Annotated in this window: 13 protein-coding genes; 6 read left to right on the top strand and 7 right to left on the bottom strand. The window is 62.9% G+C overall.

The genetic code is table 11. The annotated features are described in order from the left end of the window. Nucleotides 1–77 precede the first annotated feature (77 nt). Entirely contained in the window at nucleotides 78–995 is a 918-nt protein-coding gene (locus tag NKJ06_RS01220; protein WP_352631635.1) for a DMT family transporter, read from the bottom strand. A gap of 206 nt (nucleotides 996–1,201) precedes the next feature. On the opposite strand from NKJ06_RS01220, the gene NKJ06_RS01215 reads away from it, so the two are divergent. Continuing rightward, on the top strand, nucleotides 1,202–2,422 hold the full coding sequence (locus tag NKJ06_RS01215) for an alanine racemase (protein ID WP_352631637.1): 1,221 nt from the start codon (nucleotides 1,202–1,204) through the stop codon (nucleotides 2,420–2,422). A 109-nt stretch (nucleotides 2,423–2,531) separates the two neighbouring features. On the opposite strand, the gene NKJ06_RS01210 is transcribed toward NKJ06_RS01215, so the two are convergent. Both NKJ06_RS01210 and NKJ06_RS01205 read right to left on the bottom strand, forming a co-directional pair. After that, nucleotides 2,532–3,719 carry a lytic murein transglycosylase gene (locus NKJ06_RS01210; protein ID WP_352631639.1) on the bottom strand — a complete coding sequence of 396 codons (1,188 nt, stop codon included), beginning with the start codon at nucleotides 3,717–3,719 and terminating at the stop codon, nucleotides 2,532–2,534. A gap of 186 nt (nucleotides 3,720–3,905) precedes the next feature. After that, nucleotides 3,906–4,706 (bottom strand): glycoside hydrolase family 25 protein, encoded by an 801-nt coding sequence (locus NKJ06_RS01205; RefSeq protein ID WP_352631640.1) that lies wholly within the window; start codon nucleotides 4,704–4,706, stop codon nucleotides 3,906–3,908. 281 nt (nucleotides 4,707–4,987) lie between these two features. Between NKJ06_RS01205 and NKJ06_RS01200 the strand changes: the two genes are divergently transcribed. Beyond that, the gene (locus NKJ06_RS01200) at nucleotides 4,988–6,367 is read left to right on the top strand and encodes a serine hydrolase domain-containing protein (RefSeq protein ID WP_352631642.1); all 1,380 of its coding nucleotides are present in this window, start codon (nucleotides 4,988–4,990) and stop codon (nucleotides 6,365–6,367) included. Nucleotides 6,368–6,388: 21 nt separating this feature from the next. On the opposite strand, the gene NKJ06_RS01195 is transcribed toward NKJ06_RS01200, so the two are convergent. The 4 genes from NKJ06_RS01195 to NKJ06_RS01180 form a co-directional block, all read right to left on the bottom strand. Beyond that, nucleotides 6,389–6,697, bottom strand: a complete 309-nt coding sequence (locus tag NKJ06_RS01195) for a HigA family addiction module antitoxin (protein ID WP_352631691.1) — start codon at nucleotides 6,695–6,697, stop codon at nucleotides 6,389–6,391. A gap of 63 nt (nucleotides 6,698–6,760) precedes the next feature. Beyond that, nucleotides 6,761–7,426: a class I SAM-dependent methyltransferase gene (locus tag NKJ06_RS01190; RefSeq protein ID WP_352631644.1), complete on the bottom strand. Its 666-nt coding sequence runs from the start codon at nucleotides 7,424–7,426 to the stop codon at nucleotides 6,761–6,763. Continuing rightward, complete coding sequence (locus tag NKJ06_RS01185; RefSeq protein WP_352631645.1) at nucleotides 7,423–8,721, bottom strand: BtaA family protein; 1,299 nt, start codon at nucleotides 8,719–8,721, stop codon at nucleotides 7,423–7,425. The genes NKJ06_RS01190 and NKJ06_RS01185 overlap by 4 nt, the downstream gene beginning before the upstream one ends. Before the next feature lie 31 nt (nucleotides 8,722–8,752). Further along, nucleotides 8,753–12,499 (bottom strand): hydantoinase B/oxoprolinase family protein, encoded by a 3,747-nt coding sequence (locus tag NKJ06_RS01180; RefSeq protein WP_352631647.1) that lies wholly within the window; start codon nucleotides 12,497–12,499, stop codon nucleotides 8,753–8,755. Nucleotides 12,500–12,678: 179 nt separating this feature from the next. Between NKJ06_RS01180 and NKJ06_RS01175 the strand changes: the two genes are divergently transcribed. The 4 genes from NKJ06_RS01175 (at nucleotide 12,679) to NKJ06_RS01160 (ending at nucleotide 15,525) form a co-directional block, all read left to right on the top strand. Then, on the top strand, nucleotides 12,679–12,939 hold the full coding sequence (locus NKJ06_RS01175) for a hypothetical protein (RefSeq protein WP_109668284.1): 261 nt from the start codon (nucleotides 12,679–12,681) through the stop codon (nucleotides 12,937–12,939). 176 nt (nucleotides 12,940–13,115) lie between these two features. Next, the gene (locus NKJ06_RS01170) at nucleotides 13,116–13,835 is read left to right on the top strand and encodes a TerB family tellurite resistance protein (RefSeq protein ID WP_352631649.1); all 720 of its coding nucleotides are present in this window, start codon (nucleotides 13,116–13,118) and stop codon (nucleotides 13,833–13,835) included. Further along, complete coding sequence (locus tag NKJ06_RS01165; RefSeq protein WP_352631651.1) at nucleotides 13,832–14,587, top strand: N-acetylmuramoyl-L-alanine amidase; 756 nt, start codon at nucleotides 13,832–13,834, stop codon at nucleotides 14,585–14,587. Before NKJ06_RS01170 ends, NKJ06_RS01165 begins: the two co-directional genes overlap by 4 nt. Nucleotides 14,588–14,796: 209 nt before the next feature. Further along, nucleotides 14,797–15,525, top strand: a complete 729-nt coding sequence (locus tag NKJ06_RS01160; RefSeq protein WP_352631653.1) for a lytic transglycosylase domain-containing protein — start codon at nucleotides 14,797–14,799, stop codon at nucleotides 15,523–15,525. Nucleotides 15,526–15,557 lie beyond the last annotated feature (32 nt).

Genomic DNA, 15,557 nt, shown 5'->3' with positions numbered 1-15,557 from the left:
TCTGTCGTGTCATGGCAGCGCTACCGCGAAAGTCGAATTCGACTTTCGCGGTACGGCGCGTCCAGTTGGACACACGGCTAACGTCTTGCGAACAGTCGCCCGTCGATGGTGACGAGGCCGAGCGCGATCAGCACCACACCGCCGATTTCGAACAGTTCGAGCCGCTCGCCAAGGAACAGGAAACCGAGCAGCATGGCGCTGGCCGGCACGATGAGCGTGACCAGCGAAGCGTTGGTGGCGCCGGCCGAGGCAACGAGATTGAAATAGAGGATGTAGGCGAAGGCGGTGGACAAAAGCGCCAGCGCCAGCACCGCAGCCCAGACCGGCGGCGAGGCCAGGAACAGGCCTGATGGGCCATAGGTGAAGAGCACGATCGGGATCATGATGATGGTCGAGGCGGTCAATTGTCCGGTGGCGATGACCGGCGACGGCACGCCCTTGAAGCGGCGGGCGACCATCAGGGCGATGCCATAGGACAGTGAAGCGCCGATCAGCGCGAATTTGGCCCAGACCGGGCCGCCGAGCCCGGCAAGCAGGCTGGGGCCGATCATGACGGCCGTGCCGGCGATGCCGAGCGCAATGCCGGCGAGCTTGTTCCAGGAGAGCTTCTCGTCCGATGTCAGCGCGTTGGCGAGGATCAGCGTCCAGAACGGCGTCGTCGCGTTGAGCACCGAGGCGACACCGGCGCCAAGCTCCGTCTGGCCGGCAAAGATCAGCGAGAAGGGCACGACGTTGTTCGTGAATGCCAGCAGGAAGAACAGGCCGGCATGTGGTAGCGCGAGGCGGAAGGAAGGGCCACGCAGGCCGAGATAGATATGCAGTGCGACTGCCGCGATGGCGACGCGAAACAGCACCAGCACCAGCGGATGAAGTTCCGCCACCGCGATGCGGGCAAAGAAGAACGAGCCGCCCCAGATCGCACCGAGCAGCAGGAGTTGCCCCCAGTCCTTGAGCACCATCGGCCCGCGTAATGTTGATGTCGTTGCTATCGCCATGTGAAACGTCCCCCAGACGGCCTGAATGCCAACCGGTCAGGCACAACGCATATCGGGTTCCGCCACAAGGGCCACCCGAAACCTGATGATGGCAAACCTTCACGCCAAGACCTAACGCCGTAGCGTCAGCGCCGCGAGACACAGAATTGTTTTCATTAGCCGCTAGCTTGGATTAATTGTGCGCAGGCTAGGTCAAGGATTCGTCGATGCAGCGATTCGAAAATGCCCGCGAGGCGGCACTGGCGCTTCGTCCGGACGATCCGGTCTATTGTTTTCGCCCGCAGGTGCTGATGGCCGACGCCAGGCAGTTCATGGGCATGTTCCCCGGCAAGACCGCCTATGCGGTCAAGACCAATGGCGAGCAGATCGTGCTGCAGACCCTGGTCGAAGCTGGCGTTGCTGCTTTCGACGTTGCTTCGCCGGGCGAGTTCGCCGCCGTGCGCGCGGTCTCTCCCGATGCCGAGATGCTCTACATGCATCCGGTCAAGGCGCAGTCGGACATCAAGCTGGCGCTGGAGAAATACGCCATCCGTGTCATTTCACTCGACCATGAGGACGAGATCACAAAGCTGACACGGGTGGTGCGGGCACTCGACATCGATCCGGGCTCGATCAGCGTGTTCGTGCGGGTGCAGACCAAGGGGCATGCCGCCTACGAGCTGTCGAAGAAGTTCGGTGCAGGTCCGGCCTATGCGGTGGAACTGGCCGAGCGTCTGAACCGCACCGGCTACAAGGTTGGCCTGTGCTTCCATGTCGGCAGTCAGATCGAGGATCCCGACACGTACGAGCGGGCGCTTGCCTCGGCCGACTGGGTGCGCAACCGGCTGACCTTCGACATTGCCGGGCTCGACGTCGGCGGCGGCTTTCCCGCCGAATACGGCCATGATCCCAACCGTAAGCAGATCGAAATGCCGTCGCTCGGCCAGATCATGTCGCGGCTGTCGGGCGATCTGAAGGAGTATCAGTTCGACCAGATGCCGCTGGTGGCGGAGCCCGGCCGGGTGATCGTGGCGCGCTGCCTGTCGCTGATCGTGCGGGTGCTGCTGCGCAAGGGCAAGCGGCTCTACATCAACGACGGCATCTGGGCGTCGCTGTCGGATTCATGGACCGGCAAGATCACCCTGCCAGCCCGTTTCATTCCCGATCCGGCGATCCGCTCGCGCAATGGCGAGGAAAAGAACATCGTGCCGTTCAAGGTCTGCGGCGCAACCTGCGATTCCGTCGACATCCTGTCGCGGCCGTTCTGGCTGCCGGAAACGGTCGACACTGGTGACTGGATCGAGATCGGCCATATCGGCGCCTATTCGCTGTCGCTGAGGACCCGCTTCAACGGCTTTTATCCCGACACCTTCGTCGAGGTGACGACGCCCTTCGACGAGGGCGACGCACCGCAGGGGTTTGCGAGTTTGGAGACGATGGCGGATTAGCGAATAGGGAATAGCTAGTAGCGAATAGGGAAGATTTGCTGAGACAGCAGCAAGGAAGGATTACCTTCTATTCGCTATTCGCTATTCGCTATTCGCTATTCGCTATTCGCTATTCGCCAAGCTTTGCCAACAGCTCCGGCGTCGGCCAGCCATCCACGGGCAACCCAAGCCGCATCTGTTCCTTGCGGATCGCTTCGCGGGTGTTGGTGCCCAAAATGCCGTCGACGGTGCCGACATCGTAGCCCCTGGCTTCAAGCTTGGTCTGCAGCGCCTTCATCTGCTCGCTGTCGAGACCGGTCTCGGGATTGCGCGGGTCGAACTGCTTTGCCCCGCCCAGCCGTGCGGCGAGGTTTGCCGCGGTCAGCGCGTAGGTGAAGGACTGGTTCCATTCGAGATAGACGTCGAAATTGTCATAGGCGAGGAAGGCGGGGCCCTTGCGGCCCATGGGCAGCGCCAGGCCGGCCTTGAGGCCGTTGTCGATGAGCGGCGTGCCGTCGGGGTTGGTGACGCCCCATTGGGCCCATTGCGACAGCGGCAGCTTGTTGGTGCGGCCGGTCTGGTCCCACGGCATGTCTTCGGGCACGCGGACTTCCTGGATCCAGGGCTCGTCGCGTTTCCAGCCGCGCGACAGCACCTTGTTGGCGGTGGTCATGATCACGTCCGGCACGCTGCCGCGCAGGTCGACCTTGCCATCGCCATCGCCATCGACGCCGCGCGCCAGATAGTCGGAAGGCAGGACCTGCGTTTGGCCGATCTCGCCGGCCCAGGCGCCCCTGACATCGGCCGGCACCACGCCGCGATCGATCAGTTCCAGAAGCGGCACCAGCTGTGGCCGGAACAGTTGCGGGCGGCGGCAATCATGGGAAAGCGTCACCAAAGCGCTCAGCGTGTGGAAATCGCCCTGCACGGCGCCGAAATCGGTCTCCAGCGCCCAGAAGGCGGCGATGATCGGCGCCTGGACGCCGAACTGCTGGTCGGCGTGGGCGAAGACATCGGCGTATTTCGTCAGGTTCGCCGCACCTTGCTTCAGCCGATAGGCCGAGATCATGCGGTTGGAGAATTCGATGAAGGTCTGGGTGAAGACGCCCTGGGCGCGGTCACGTGCCAGAACCTTCTCGTCGATTGTGGCGTCCTCCAGCGCGTCGAGACCGACGGGGCCAACGCCAGCCGCCTTGGCTTCCACCGCCACGCCCTGCTTCCAGGCTTCGAAGTCACCGCCGCATTCCTGCGCCATCGCCGGCAAGGCCGTGGCGCACAGGGTGAGCGCAGCCGCGAGGACTTTGGAACGCAGTCGCATCAGCTTCCTTTCGACATTCAGAATTCCGGGGCGTCCTTGCGCGTCCATCTGGGCGCGGAGCTCTGGAGTACCGGCGGTTGCAGACTTTACCGCTGGCTGTGTCGAAAAGCAGGCGGCAGGCCCGGTGTCAACGGGTGTTGTGCGGCAGTCCCTTGTTGCGGGCGGCTTCGCTGCCGTTTCCCGGTGTCAGCGGGTGTTCTGCCGCAGCCACTTATTCCAGGCGGTTTCGCTGCCGTTGAAGACGTTGATGTCGGACTTGCCGGTCATACCCGGAACGATGCCCGTTCCAGTGTACTGCCAGAAGGTGAAAGGGTGGCTGCCATACTTCTCGCGCGGATGGCCGGCGACGGAGCGCAGCCAGTAGGGGTAGCCACGGAAGTTCGACAACTCGTTATCGTCGAAGAAGTCGACCGAGGTATAGATGATCGGCTTCTTGCCGTAGTGCCGTTCGACGATTTCGAGGAAGGTGGTCATCTCCGCGCGCACCGTGGCCGCGTCGGGACGCAGCCTGCAGGTCGGCGATTGCGGGTTCCATTCCATGTCGAGGACCGGTGGCATCGCAGAGCGATCGACAGGGACGTTGCGGATGAACCAGCGCGCCTGCACGGCAGCCGGCGTGCAGAAATAGTAGAAATGATAGGCGGCTCGCGGAATCCCGTTAGCCTTCGTGCGCGCCCAATGCTCGTTGAAATACTCGTCGAAACGGTCGCCGCCCTCGGTCGCCTTGATGAAGGCGAAGGAGATGCCGCCGGCCCTGGCTGCCGGCCAATCGACCGAGGTCTGGTATTTGGAGACATCGGTTCCGTGGACGGCGTAGCTCCACGGCGCGCCGCTTTCCCATTCATGCGGCTTGGAATCGGCAAAGCGCGGCGCATGCACGGCGACCGTCGGGCTGCTCGACGCGGACGGCGACAGCGGCGAGAGATCGTCCATAGTCGAGCAGGCGCCAAGCAGCGTCAGCATGATGAGGCCCGCAAGACGGCGCATCGCAATTCCCGAGCCGGATTCAGCCGGTCGCTGATGGGTTTTGTTGCGGGTGGCCCCTCGACTGGCCTCTTCGAGCGATCGCCCCACAGCATCGCCCAACCTATCCATTTTTTGTGCATGTCGTTGTCCCAAAACCGCTGCGCACTTTTGGGCGACATGCATCTCTGTGATCGCCGATCATGGTTGATAAACCGTTGACGGCGCTCGACAAGCACCATGATTTGCGGAAGCAATGGCGGCAAATCGATGACATAAGGTCGGGCGGGCCCCGGAGTAAAGAAATGCGGATCGTCGTCAAGATCGTCAAATGGCTGCTTGGCCTGTTCGTGCTGGCGATCGCGGCACTTTTTGCATGGCTTTATATCGCGCCGCCCGAATTGATCCGCGTCGGCTCGGGTTACTCGGCCAAGATCGTCTGTTCGAACGTCTTCATCGCCGGTCGTGACGCCAATGAGGTGCTCGCCGTCGACGTGCAGGCGCCTGGGCACCCGTTGCTGCGGTTGATGCGGGTCTCGGTGGACAAGAACCGGGGAACGGTGTCTGCCGGCCTGTTCGGCTTCCTCGGCAAGAGCGTCGCCGTAGCCCGCGACGGGCTGGGCTGCGCTTCGGTTCCCGACGGCGATGTCGGCAAGGCGCGGCACACGGCAATCCATGCCGAGCCGTCGGCGATCAGTCAGGATGCGCTGTGGCCGGAAGGCGAGCGGGTCGAGGCATCACAGCATCCGGTGATTGCCAAGCTGCTTGACGATGCGGCGCTGAACGGCAGCGGCATGCGCGCCGTGGTGGTGGTCAAGAATGGCCGCGTCGTCGCCGAGCGCTATGGCGACGGCTTTTCCGCCAAGACGCCGCTGCTCGGCTGGTCGATGACCAAGACGGTGAACGCAGCCATCGTCGGCACGCTGGTCAAGGACGGCAAGATGGCCTTTACCGACAAGGGACTGTTCGGGCCGTGGAAGGCGGACGGCCGCACTGCCATCAGCCTTGCCGACATGATGGCGATGTCGAGCGGGCTGGAGTTCAACGAGGATTATGGCGACGTCGCCGACGTCACGCGCATGCTCTATCTCGAACCCGACATGGCGGGCTTCGCCGAGGCCAAGCCGCTGGCGGCCGAGGTCGGCAAGATGTTTTCCTATTCGAGCGGCACGGCGGTGATGCTGTCGCGCCTCTGGCAGGACGCGATCGGCGACAAGGCCAAGGCGCTGATGTGGCCGCGCACGGCGCTGTTCGAGCCGCTCGGCATGCACAGCGCGGTGCTGGAGACCGACGAGCAGGGCACTTTCGTCGGCTCGTCCTATCTCTACGCCACGGCGCATGACTGGGCGCGCTTCGGTCAGTTCCTGCTGCAAAGCGGGGTGTGGAACGGCAACCAAATCCTGCCGGCCGGCTTCGTCGACTGGATGCGAGAGCCGGCATCGGCGTCGAAAGTCTACGGCAAGGGCCAGCTGTGGATCGAGGCCCCGGGCGATGAGGAAAACCCCGGCGCCGGCGTTGCCGCCGGACTGCCCAAGGACACCTATTGGATGGAAGGCCATGACGGGCAGACGGTCGCCATCATTCCTTCGGAGCAGTTGGTGGTGGTGCGGCTGGGCCTGACGCCGGCCAAGCTCGGCTACCGGCCGCAGACGATGGTCGGAGCGCTGGTGAAGGCGCTGCATTAGATTAGCGCGCCGCAACTCTTGCTATGCTGCTGTCGCCAAAGGCTTGGCGCGATCAATCCGCGCCCGCTCGTCGGGCGAGTTCATGACCTGCCAGAGGTCGCCGCGGCGCTGGACGTTCAACCAGAAATCCGGGCTGTTGCCGAACACTCGTGCCAGAATAAGCGCGGTCGCCGCCGTCACGTTGCGGCGGTCGTTGCACAATTCGTTGACATGTTTGCGCTGGACCCCCATCGCCTCGGCCAAAGCTGCCTGCGTAAGGCCAAGCGGTTGCATGAATTCTTCTGTGAGAATTTCGCCAACCGTTGCTGGCTTTCGTGCGGTCATCAACATCTTCCTCACAACTGCTCCGCCTCATTGAGGAATTGGAGCACCGTGCCTTCCCAATTGCAATATTCAGGAAGCGATCTTGATTACCGCCCGCCAGGCATAGCCCCGATAAAGCGTGCGGAAACGGAAGCTTGCACCGGTTCGCCGAGATTCCGATTCCAGGACCTCGCGTAGCGAATCACGTGGCGCGACGTGGAATTTTTTCAGCCAGCCGCGCAGCAATGCGCGGAACCAGCGCGGCAGGCCCTCCTGCTGGCCGAAATCGACAATGTGCAGCGAGCCGTTCGGTGACAGCGCGGCAAGTGCCGCCGATACTGTTTTTTCCCAGCCGGGGATCATCGACAGCGAATAGGACACGAAGATGCGGTCGAACCGTTCTATGCCGAAGAGTGCCTTTGCATCGAAGTCGGTGGCGTCGCCCCTTGCCAGCATGACACGGCCCGACAGGTTTTCGCGGGCAATCGCGGCGCCGGCTGTCTCCAGCATTTCGGCCGAAATGTCGAGGCCGAAGAAGTGCGCGTCGGGATAGCGGCGCGCGGCCAGGATGACGTTGCGGCCGGTGCCGCAGCCGAGTTCCAGCACGGTGCCGCCGGCCCGGACGTCGAGCCCTGATATCAGACGGTCGCGGCCGAGCAGGTAGTATTTGCGGGTCAGGTCATAGATGTGGCGCTGCCAGCGGTAGACGCCGTCCATCAGCTCGGCATGGCTGGTCGGCAGCTCGCTCGTGCTCATGCCGCACGCTTCACATAGAGGTGGAAGCCGCCATAGATGGCCGAGCGGTCGCGGGCCGAGAATTCGCGCGACGCCTCGTCCTGATAGGCCCACTGGTCGAGCAGCGAGCTGGAGACCCGGCCCGGCAACAGGCTGGGCTCAGCGGCGGTGCGGAAGATGACGCGGGCGCCGGCCGACGCGGTGCGGGTGATTTCCGCCCACAGTGCGTTGAGCTGGTCATCGGTCATCCAGTCCTGTGCGTCGAGCAGGACGAAGCGGTCGACCGCGCCGGCATCCTTGCCGGCGAGGAATTCGATCAAATTGGCATGGTGGATGGCGACGCGGTCGACATTGCCGCGAATGGTCTCGTAGTTCTGCTTTTCCAGATAGGCGGGCAGGGCGGCCTCGCCGGGGTTCGGATAGCGCCGGGCGAAGGCCTGCCAGGCGAAGTAGTTATTCTGCAACGGAAAATCGCAAGCGAGCTTTTCCAGCCGGGCCTTCAGCACGCTGGCCATGGTGCCGTCGCCCGAGGTGATCAGCGAATCGTACTGCGCCGGCGGAATGCCAAGGCCAAACAGCGAGGCCTTGCGCGACGTCGCCCATTTCAAAAGCTTCTTGTCGAAGACCGGCGCCAGCTCCTCATGGAAGAAACGGCGCTGCTCGCCTAGGCTGCGAGCCTGCATGATACCGGCTGGGTCGACGCCGAAGAACTTTGCCGTGCGATGGCCCATGGCGATGAACAGGCCAAGCAGGCCGGTCTGGTAAAAATTGCGGTCGAAGACGGCGATGCGCCTGATACCGCGCCAGTTGCGGCGCTCCCAGTAGTGACGGCTGACCGGGTCGAGATGCGGCGCGATGAAACGGTCGTAGGCTTCCGAATTGTGGCTGGTGTCGGCCGCGCCGAAGAAGCGGAACAGATCGCCCTGCGAAGGCAGGTGGCGCACCGCCTCCAGCTTCATGCGGTTCAGCGCGATGTGCGCGGCGTTGAGGTCGACGGCGTCGACCCGTGCCGGCGAGCGGGTGAGGTAGGCCAGGATGTTGCAGCCGCCCGAGGCGATGGTGACGACGCGGTGACCCTGGCCAAGCTGCATCGCCTCCATGTCGACATCGGGGTCTTCCCAGATCTGCGGATAGACGAGGCCGGAAAACAGGAAGGCGAACAACCGCTCCGAAATGCCGGCCTTCGACAGCGGACGGTTCTGGTAGACAGCCTTCCCAACTTCCTTGCCGCGGCGAAAAACCAGATCTGCGGAGACGTCCGTCATGGCAAGATGATTCCCCATTTGCTTTGCCGCAAGCGGGTAGCCCAGGGTCATGACAAGCCGGTGACAGCCTGTTGACGCCTCCTTACAGCTTGCCGAATCCGCCCGGCGTCGGCGTCGTCAGGATGACGGCGTCGCCGCTCTGAAGCACGGTCTGATCGCAGGCTTTCAGCACCTCGATAGTGCCGTCCTTGCGGCGGATCTTGGTCGAGCCGACCTCGCCATCGCCGCCGCCATCCAGCCCTCGCGGCGGGCGGTTGCGGTGCGAGGACAGGATCGCGCATTCCATCTTTTCGAGGAAGCGGATGGTGCGCTTGGTGCCGTCGCCGGCGCTCCATTTGCCCTTGCCACCGGAACCTTCCCGAATGTGGAAATCCTCGAGCAGCACAGGAAAGCGCAACTCCAGCACTTCCGGATCGGTGAGGCGCGAATTGGTCATGTGGGTGTGGACCCCGGAGGTGCCGGCAAAGCCGCGGCCGGAGTTCATCTGGCCGGCGGGCGAGCCGGAACAGATCGTCTCGTAATATTGATATTGCTTGTTGCCGAAGGTGAGGTTGTTCATCGTGCCTTGCGCGTTGGCCATGGCGCCCATGGCGCCGAACAGCGCGTTGGTGACGTGCTGCGAGGTCTCGACATTGCCAGCGACGACGGCTGCGGGGTAGGCGGGTTTCAGCATGCAGCCGTCGGGAATGATGATGTTGATGGGCCGCAGGCAACCGGCATTCATCGGGATCATGTCCTCGACCATGACGCGGAAGGCATAGAGCACGGCCGCGCGGGCGACCGGTTCGGGCGCGTTGAAATTGTTGTTCATGACCGGTGACGTCCCGGTGAAGTCGACGGTCGCCTCGCGTTTCTGCCGGTCGACCGTGATCTTCACCTTGATGACCTGGCCGGTGTCGGTCGGATATTCATACTGCGAACTGTCGGGCAACCGCTCCAGCACACGGCGCACGCTTTCGGCGGCATTGTCCTGGACATGGCCCATATAAGCCTCGACGACATCGAGGCCGAAATGCGCCACCATCTTGCGCAGTTCGGCGACGCCCTTCTCGTTGGCGGCGATCTGCGCCTTGAGGTCGGCGATGTTCTGGTGCGGGTTGCGGGCCGGGTAGCGGTGGTCAGTGAGCAGCGTTTCCAGCTCCTTCTCGCGGAAGCGGCCACGATCGACGATGCGGAAATTATCGAACAGCACGCCTTCTTCGTCGACGGTGGTGGCAAGCGGCGTCATCGAACCGGGTGCCGTGCCGCCAATATCCGCATGATGGCCGCGCGAGGCGGCCCAGAAGAGGATTTCGTGTTGGGCGTCGTCGAACACCGGCGTCACCACCGTGATGTCGGGCAAATGCGTGCCGCCATTGTAGGGGGCGTTCAGGGCAAAGACGTCGCCGGGGTGGATGTCGCCGGAATTCAACCGGATGATGGTTTCGACCGAACGGTCCATCGAGCCCAGATGCACCGGCATGTGCGGCGCATTGGCAACCAGTGCGCCGGTGCGGTCGAAGACGGCACAGGAGAAATCCAGCCTTTCCTTGATGTTGACCGAATAGGCGGTGTTCTGCAGTGTCACGCCCATCTGTTCGGCAATCGACATGAACAGGTTGTTGAAGACCTCCAGCATGACCGGATCGGCCTCGGTGCCGAGCGCTGCCTGCCGGCGCTTTTTCTCGACGCGGCGCAGGAGCACATGGTTCCTGGCGGTGATTTCGGCCTGCCAGCCCGGCTCGACGACAATCGTCTGGTTCGGCTCGATGATCAAGGCTGGACCTGCAACCCTGTTTCCCGGCTTCAGCGCCTCGCGCCGGAAGATGCCTGAAGCACGCCACTCGCCCTCGGTGAAGATTTCGCGGGTTTGCGAAGGGCTTACGGCAAGGTCTTCGATTTGCGATTCACTTTCGTCGCGGCCGGTGCCGCCGGTGTCGGTGCCTTCGACGCCGACGGTCTCGACGATCATCGGCTTGTCGTCGTAGACGAAACCGAACTGTGCTTTGTGGGCGATTTCGAAATCGCGCCTGGCCTGGAAAATCGAGTCTTCCTCGAAATTCACCGGCAGTGTCGTGTCGGTGCCGTCATAACGAATGTGCAGCACCGGCTTCGCGGCAACCGCATCCTCGGCGATGCCTTGTACTGCGAGTTCGGCGATGACGGCTTTTTTCAAGGTGGCAATGAGGTTGCCGATCTCCGTCCTGGACTCTTCGGCAAGCGGTTTCAGAAGCGCCTGCTGGCGCGAGGCAAAGACCGAGGACAGGCCGATGCCATAGGCCGAGAGCAGGCCGGAGAAGGGATGGATCAGCACGGCCTCCATGCCGAGCGCGTCGGCAACCAGGCACGCGTGCTGGCCGCCGGCGCCACCGAAGCAGTTCAAGAGATATTCGGTGACGTCATAGCCACGCTGGACGGAGATCTTCTTGATGGCGTTGGCCATGTTCTCAACGGCGATGGTGACGAACCCTTCGGCAACAGCCTCGGGCGTGCGGCCATCGCCGATTTCAGCCGCCAGTTCGGCGAATTTTGCCCGCACCGTCCCGACATCGAGCGGCTGGTCCTGGCCGGGTCCGAAAATGGCCGGGAAGAAATCGGGCTGCAGCTTGCCCAGCATGACATTGGCGTCGGTGACGGCGAGCGGGCCGCCGCGCCGGTAGGCGGCCGGGCCGGGATTGGCGCCAGCCGAGTCGGGTCCGGCCCGGAAGCGGCCGGCCTCGTAATGCAGGATCGAGCCGCCGCCAGCGGCGACGGTGTGGATGCGCATCATCGGCGCGCGGATGCGCACGCCGGCGACCTCGGTGTCGAAGGCGCGCTCATACTCGCCGTCATAATGGGCGACGTCGGTGGATGTGCCGCCCATGTCGAAGCCGATGACCTTGTCGAAGCCGGCGAGGCTGGCCGTCTCGACCATGCCGACGACGCCGCCGGCCGGACCGGAGAGCAGCGCGTCCTTGCCCTGGAACATGTCGGCGGCGGTCAGTCCGCCGGACGACATCATGAACATGAGATGAGGAGATTGGCTGATCTCCCCCCTTGTGGGGGAGATGCCCGGCAGGGCAGAGGGGGGCGTGGCAGAATGAGGCGTCGGCGGGACAGCGCCCCCCTCTGTCGGCTTCGCCGACATCTCCCCCACAAGGGGGGAGATTGGCGCCGCGCCCAACTCTCCCGCCACCCTTTGCACATATCTCGACAAGATCGGCGACAGATAAGCGTCGACCACCGTGGTGTCGCCGCGGCCGACCAGCTTGATCAGCGGCGAGACCTCATGGCTGACCGAGACTTGGGCGAAACCAAGTTTGCGGCAGACTTTTGCCACCGCCTTCTCATGATCGGGATATTTCCAGGCATGCATGAAGACGATGGCCACGGCATCGATGCCATCGGCTTTCGCCTGTTCGATCGCCGGCCAGCAGGCGGCGATGTCGAGCAATTGTTCGACGCGGCCATCGGCGCGCACACGCTCGTTGACCTCGATGACGCGCTCGTAAAGCTGTTCGGGAAGGATGATCTCCTTGGCGAAGATGTCCGGGCGCGCCTGATAGGCGATCTTCAGCGCATCGCGAAAGCCCTTGGTGATGAGCAAAAGCACGCGGTCGCCCTTGCGCTCCAGCAGCGCATTGGTGGCGACCGTGGTGCCCATCTTGATGTCGCCGATCAGGCCGGGCGGGATCGCGTCGCCGGAGGACAGGCCGAGAAGATCGCGAATGCCCTGGATAGCGGCATCGGTATAGGCTCCGGGATTTTCGGAAAGTAGCTTGCGGGGATGCAGCCCGCCTTCCGGATCTTTGCCGATAACGTCGGTGAATGTACCGCCGCGGTCGATCCAGAAATCCCACTTCGCGGTCATGCGGCATGCTCCCGGCAATTTTGTCGATGCAATCTGTTAATTCGCAATGGCTTGGCCGGCAACGGCCATGCGCATGATGTTACATGCGGACATGCAACGTTACGAAACTGATGGCTGTCTGATGCATTTTCCCTTCGACCGTTCACCGCAACGTGAACGTGTGTTGAAGGAGAGAAACTATGAAAAAGCTCATTCTCGCGTCCGTTTCCGCGTTGGCTTTGCTTGGCGTTGCCGCCTGCAGCGACAGTGGTACGGATAACACCACCACCCAGAGCACCAACCCGCCGGCCGCCGAACAGCCGATGAAGCCGGCTACGCCGGAAGCAACACCACCGGCGGCAACGCCTCCGGCTACCGATAATTCGACCACGAAGAGCATCACACCCGAGAAGCCTGCCGAGCCGGCTCCGGCAACACCAGCTCCTGCGCCCGCGCAGTAGTCAGTAACGCAGTACTTCGTGTGATGAATGAGAAAGGCCGGCTCACGTCGGCCTTTCTCATTCTGTCCGAGCGCCGCGGGCACATCCCGCGTCAACGTCGGACCAGTTTGTCGTGCTGAAGCCTGCGGCACTGTCCCGGCTTGATAGCAGGGGACGGTGGCTCTAAGAAGCAGGCCATGTCGATTTGGGATCGCCTCGGCGAGTTCATCAACCGCGTTTCATCTTCAGCCTCGTCGGGTGTCGCCGACGTCGTCGAGGCCGTGCGCACGGTTTTCTCCGGCGATGCGGATCTGCGCCGGCGTGTCGCCTTTTCGGTGGCGATGATCGCGCTGTCGGCCAAGATGGCCAAGGCCGATGGCATCGTCACCCAAGACGAGGTGCGCGCCTTCCAGGAAATCTTCGATGTGCCGCCGAAGGAGACGCGCAATGTGGCGCGGCTGTTCGATCTCGCCCAGCGCGACGTGGCCGGTTTCGAGACCTATGCCGAGCGGATGGCGCAGCTATGCGGCTCGGGGCATTCCAACTGCGTGATGCTGGAAGACATACTCGACGGCCTGTTCCATATCGCCAAGGCCGATGGTCTGGTGCATGAGCGCGAAGGCCACTTTCTGCACCGCATCGCCGAGATTTTCCGCATCGACGAGGCACATTACGAAAGCATCATGGCGCGGCACGTCAATCTGGGCGCCGGGGATCCCTATGTCGTGCTCGGCATTGAGCGCGGCAAGCCGTTCGAAGAGGTCAGGAAGCGCTATCGAAAGCTGGTTTCCGACAATCATCCGGACAGGCTGATCGCGCGCGGCCTGCCGCAGGAATTCATCGAGATCGCAACCACCAGGGTGGCGGCGATCAATGCCGCCTATGAGATGATCGAGCGGGGTCTGCGCCACGCATGAGCGGTTTCCTGCCCGACGAGCCACGTGCCGAGGTCAGGGTATCGCCGAATTTCGGCCCGCGGCGCGAGACACTCAAGCCTGACATGATCGTGCTGCACTACACCGGCATGGCGACCGGCACCGGGGCCGAGGCGTGGCTGTGCGATCCGGCCAGCGAGGTCTCGTCGCATTATCTCGTCCACGAAAACGGCCACATCGTGCAGATGGTCAGGGAAAGCGACCGCGCCTGGCACGCCGGCAAGAGTTCGTGGTTCGGGCGCGCCGACATCAATTCCTGTTCGGTCGGCATCGAGATCGTCAATCCGGGACATTCGCTGGGCTATCCCGGTTTCCCAAGGCGGCAGATCGATGCGGTGATTGGGCTGTGCAGGGGGATCGCCGGGCGGCATTCGATTGCCGCCGAGCGGGTGCTCGCGCATTCCGACGTAGCGCCGGGGCGCAAGATCGATCCGGGCGAGAAGTTTCCGTGGCGGACGCTTTTCGAGGCCGGTGTCGGGCATCTCGTGACGGCCGCCCCCGTCAGACAAGGGGCCAAGCTCAAGGTTGGCGACACCGGCGGCGATGTCGAGGCGTTGCAATCGATGCTGGCTCTCTACGGCTATGGCGTCGAGATTTCGGGCATTTTCGACCGGCAGACGGAAATCGTCGTCGAAGCCTTCCAGCGGCATTTCCGGCCGCGCAAGGTGGATGGCGTTGCCGATGGCTCGACGCTGCGGACGCTGCAAAGGCTGCTTGCTTCCGTAAGGCCCTGATCCCAGGAAAGACCTCTCTTCGCAGTCCTCTTCAAATCCTTAAATTACAAGCTGTCACTTAAAGTGACTTGCCTGGCCTTGTTTGACACCAATTCGAGCGTCAAACGGCTGACGTGCAAGTTGTCGGACCCACAGCCCCCGGATGTTCCGATATTGATTAAGCGTTGCTGCGTGAACTTCTTCACGCGGTTCAGACAGAACAGGATCACATGCAGAAATTGACCGTTTTAACGGCAGCTCTTGCTGCCGGCGTAATGACTTTTGCCTTCAGCGCGGCGCATGCCGCACCACTCAGCCCACGGGCCGATCAAGGGCTTGTCGTGGTATCCGCGAAAGGCGGCAAGGCCACGTTGGCCAGAAGCGGTAAGGCAAGCCACGACGCCAAGGCGACGAAGCGGGCTTCCGCCAAAGTGGAAAAGGCAAGCTGGTCCAAGCCGAAGAAGTCTACCGCCAAAAGGCAGACGAAGCGCGGCCGCAAGACCGTCGACATGACGACAACGGCGTCGGTTGGTCTGAGGAACGTGGCGGCATCGACGGCCGCGGTGGCCAGCAGCGGCCAGTATTCCGCAATCGTTGCCCGCTATGCGGCGATCGAAGGCGTTCCGGTGTCGCTAGCCACCGCGGTCATCAAGATCGAGAGCAACTACCGGCCCAACATCGTCGGCAGCGCCGGCGAGATCGGCCTGATGCAGATCAAGCCGGCAACAGCGCGGATGATGGGCTATAGCGGTTCCGCCAAGGGCCTGTTCGATCCCGACACCAACATCAAATACGGCATGAAATACCTTGCCATGGCGCGGAATCTCGGCGGCGGCACGACCTGCGGCACGATTCTGAAATACAATGCCGGGCACGCCGCAACCCGAATGAACCCGGTGTCGGCTGCGTATTGCGGCAAGGTCAAGGTGCAGATGGCCGCGCTTGGATCGCCGGCATAAGTCTGCTTTTTCGTTTGCGTTTTCGAGCGTGA

The organism is Mesorhizobium sp. M0293 (assembly GCF_040321735.1).
Classification (GTDB): Bacteria; Pseudomonadota; Alphaproteobacteria; order Rhizobiales; family Rhizobiaceae; genus Mesorhizobium.
This window is presented reverse-complemented; position numbering and strand designations above follow the sequence as displayed.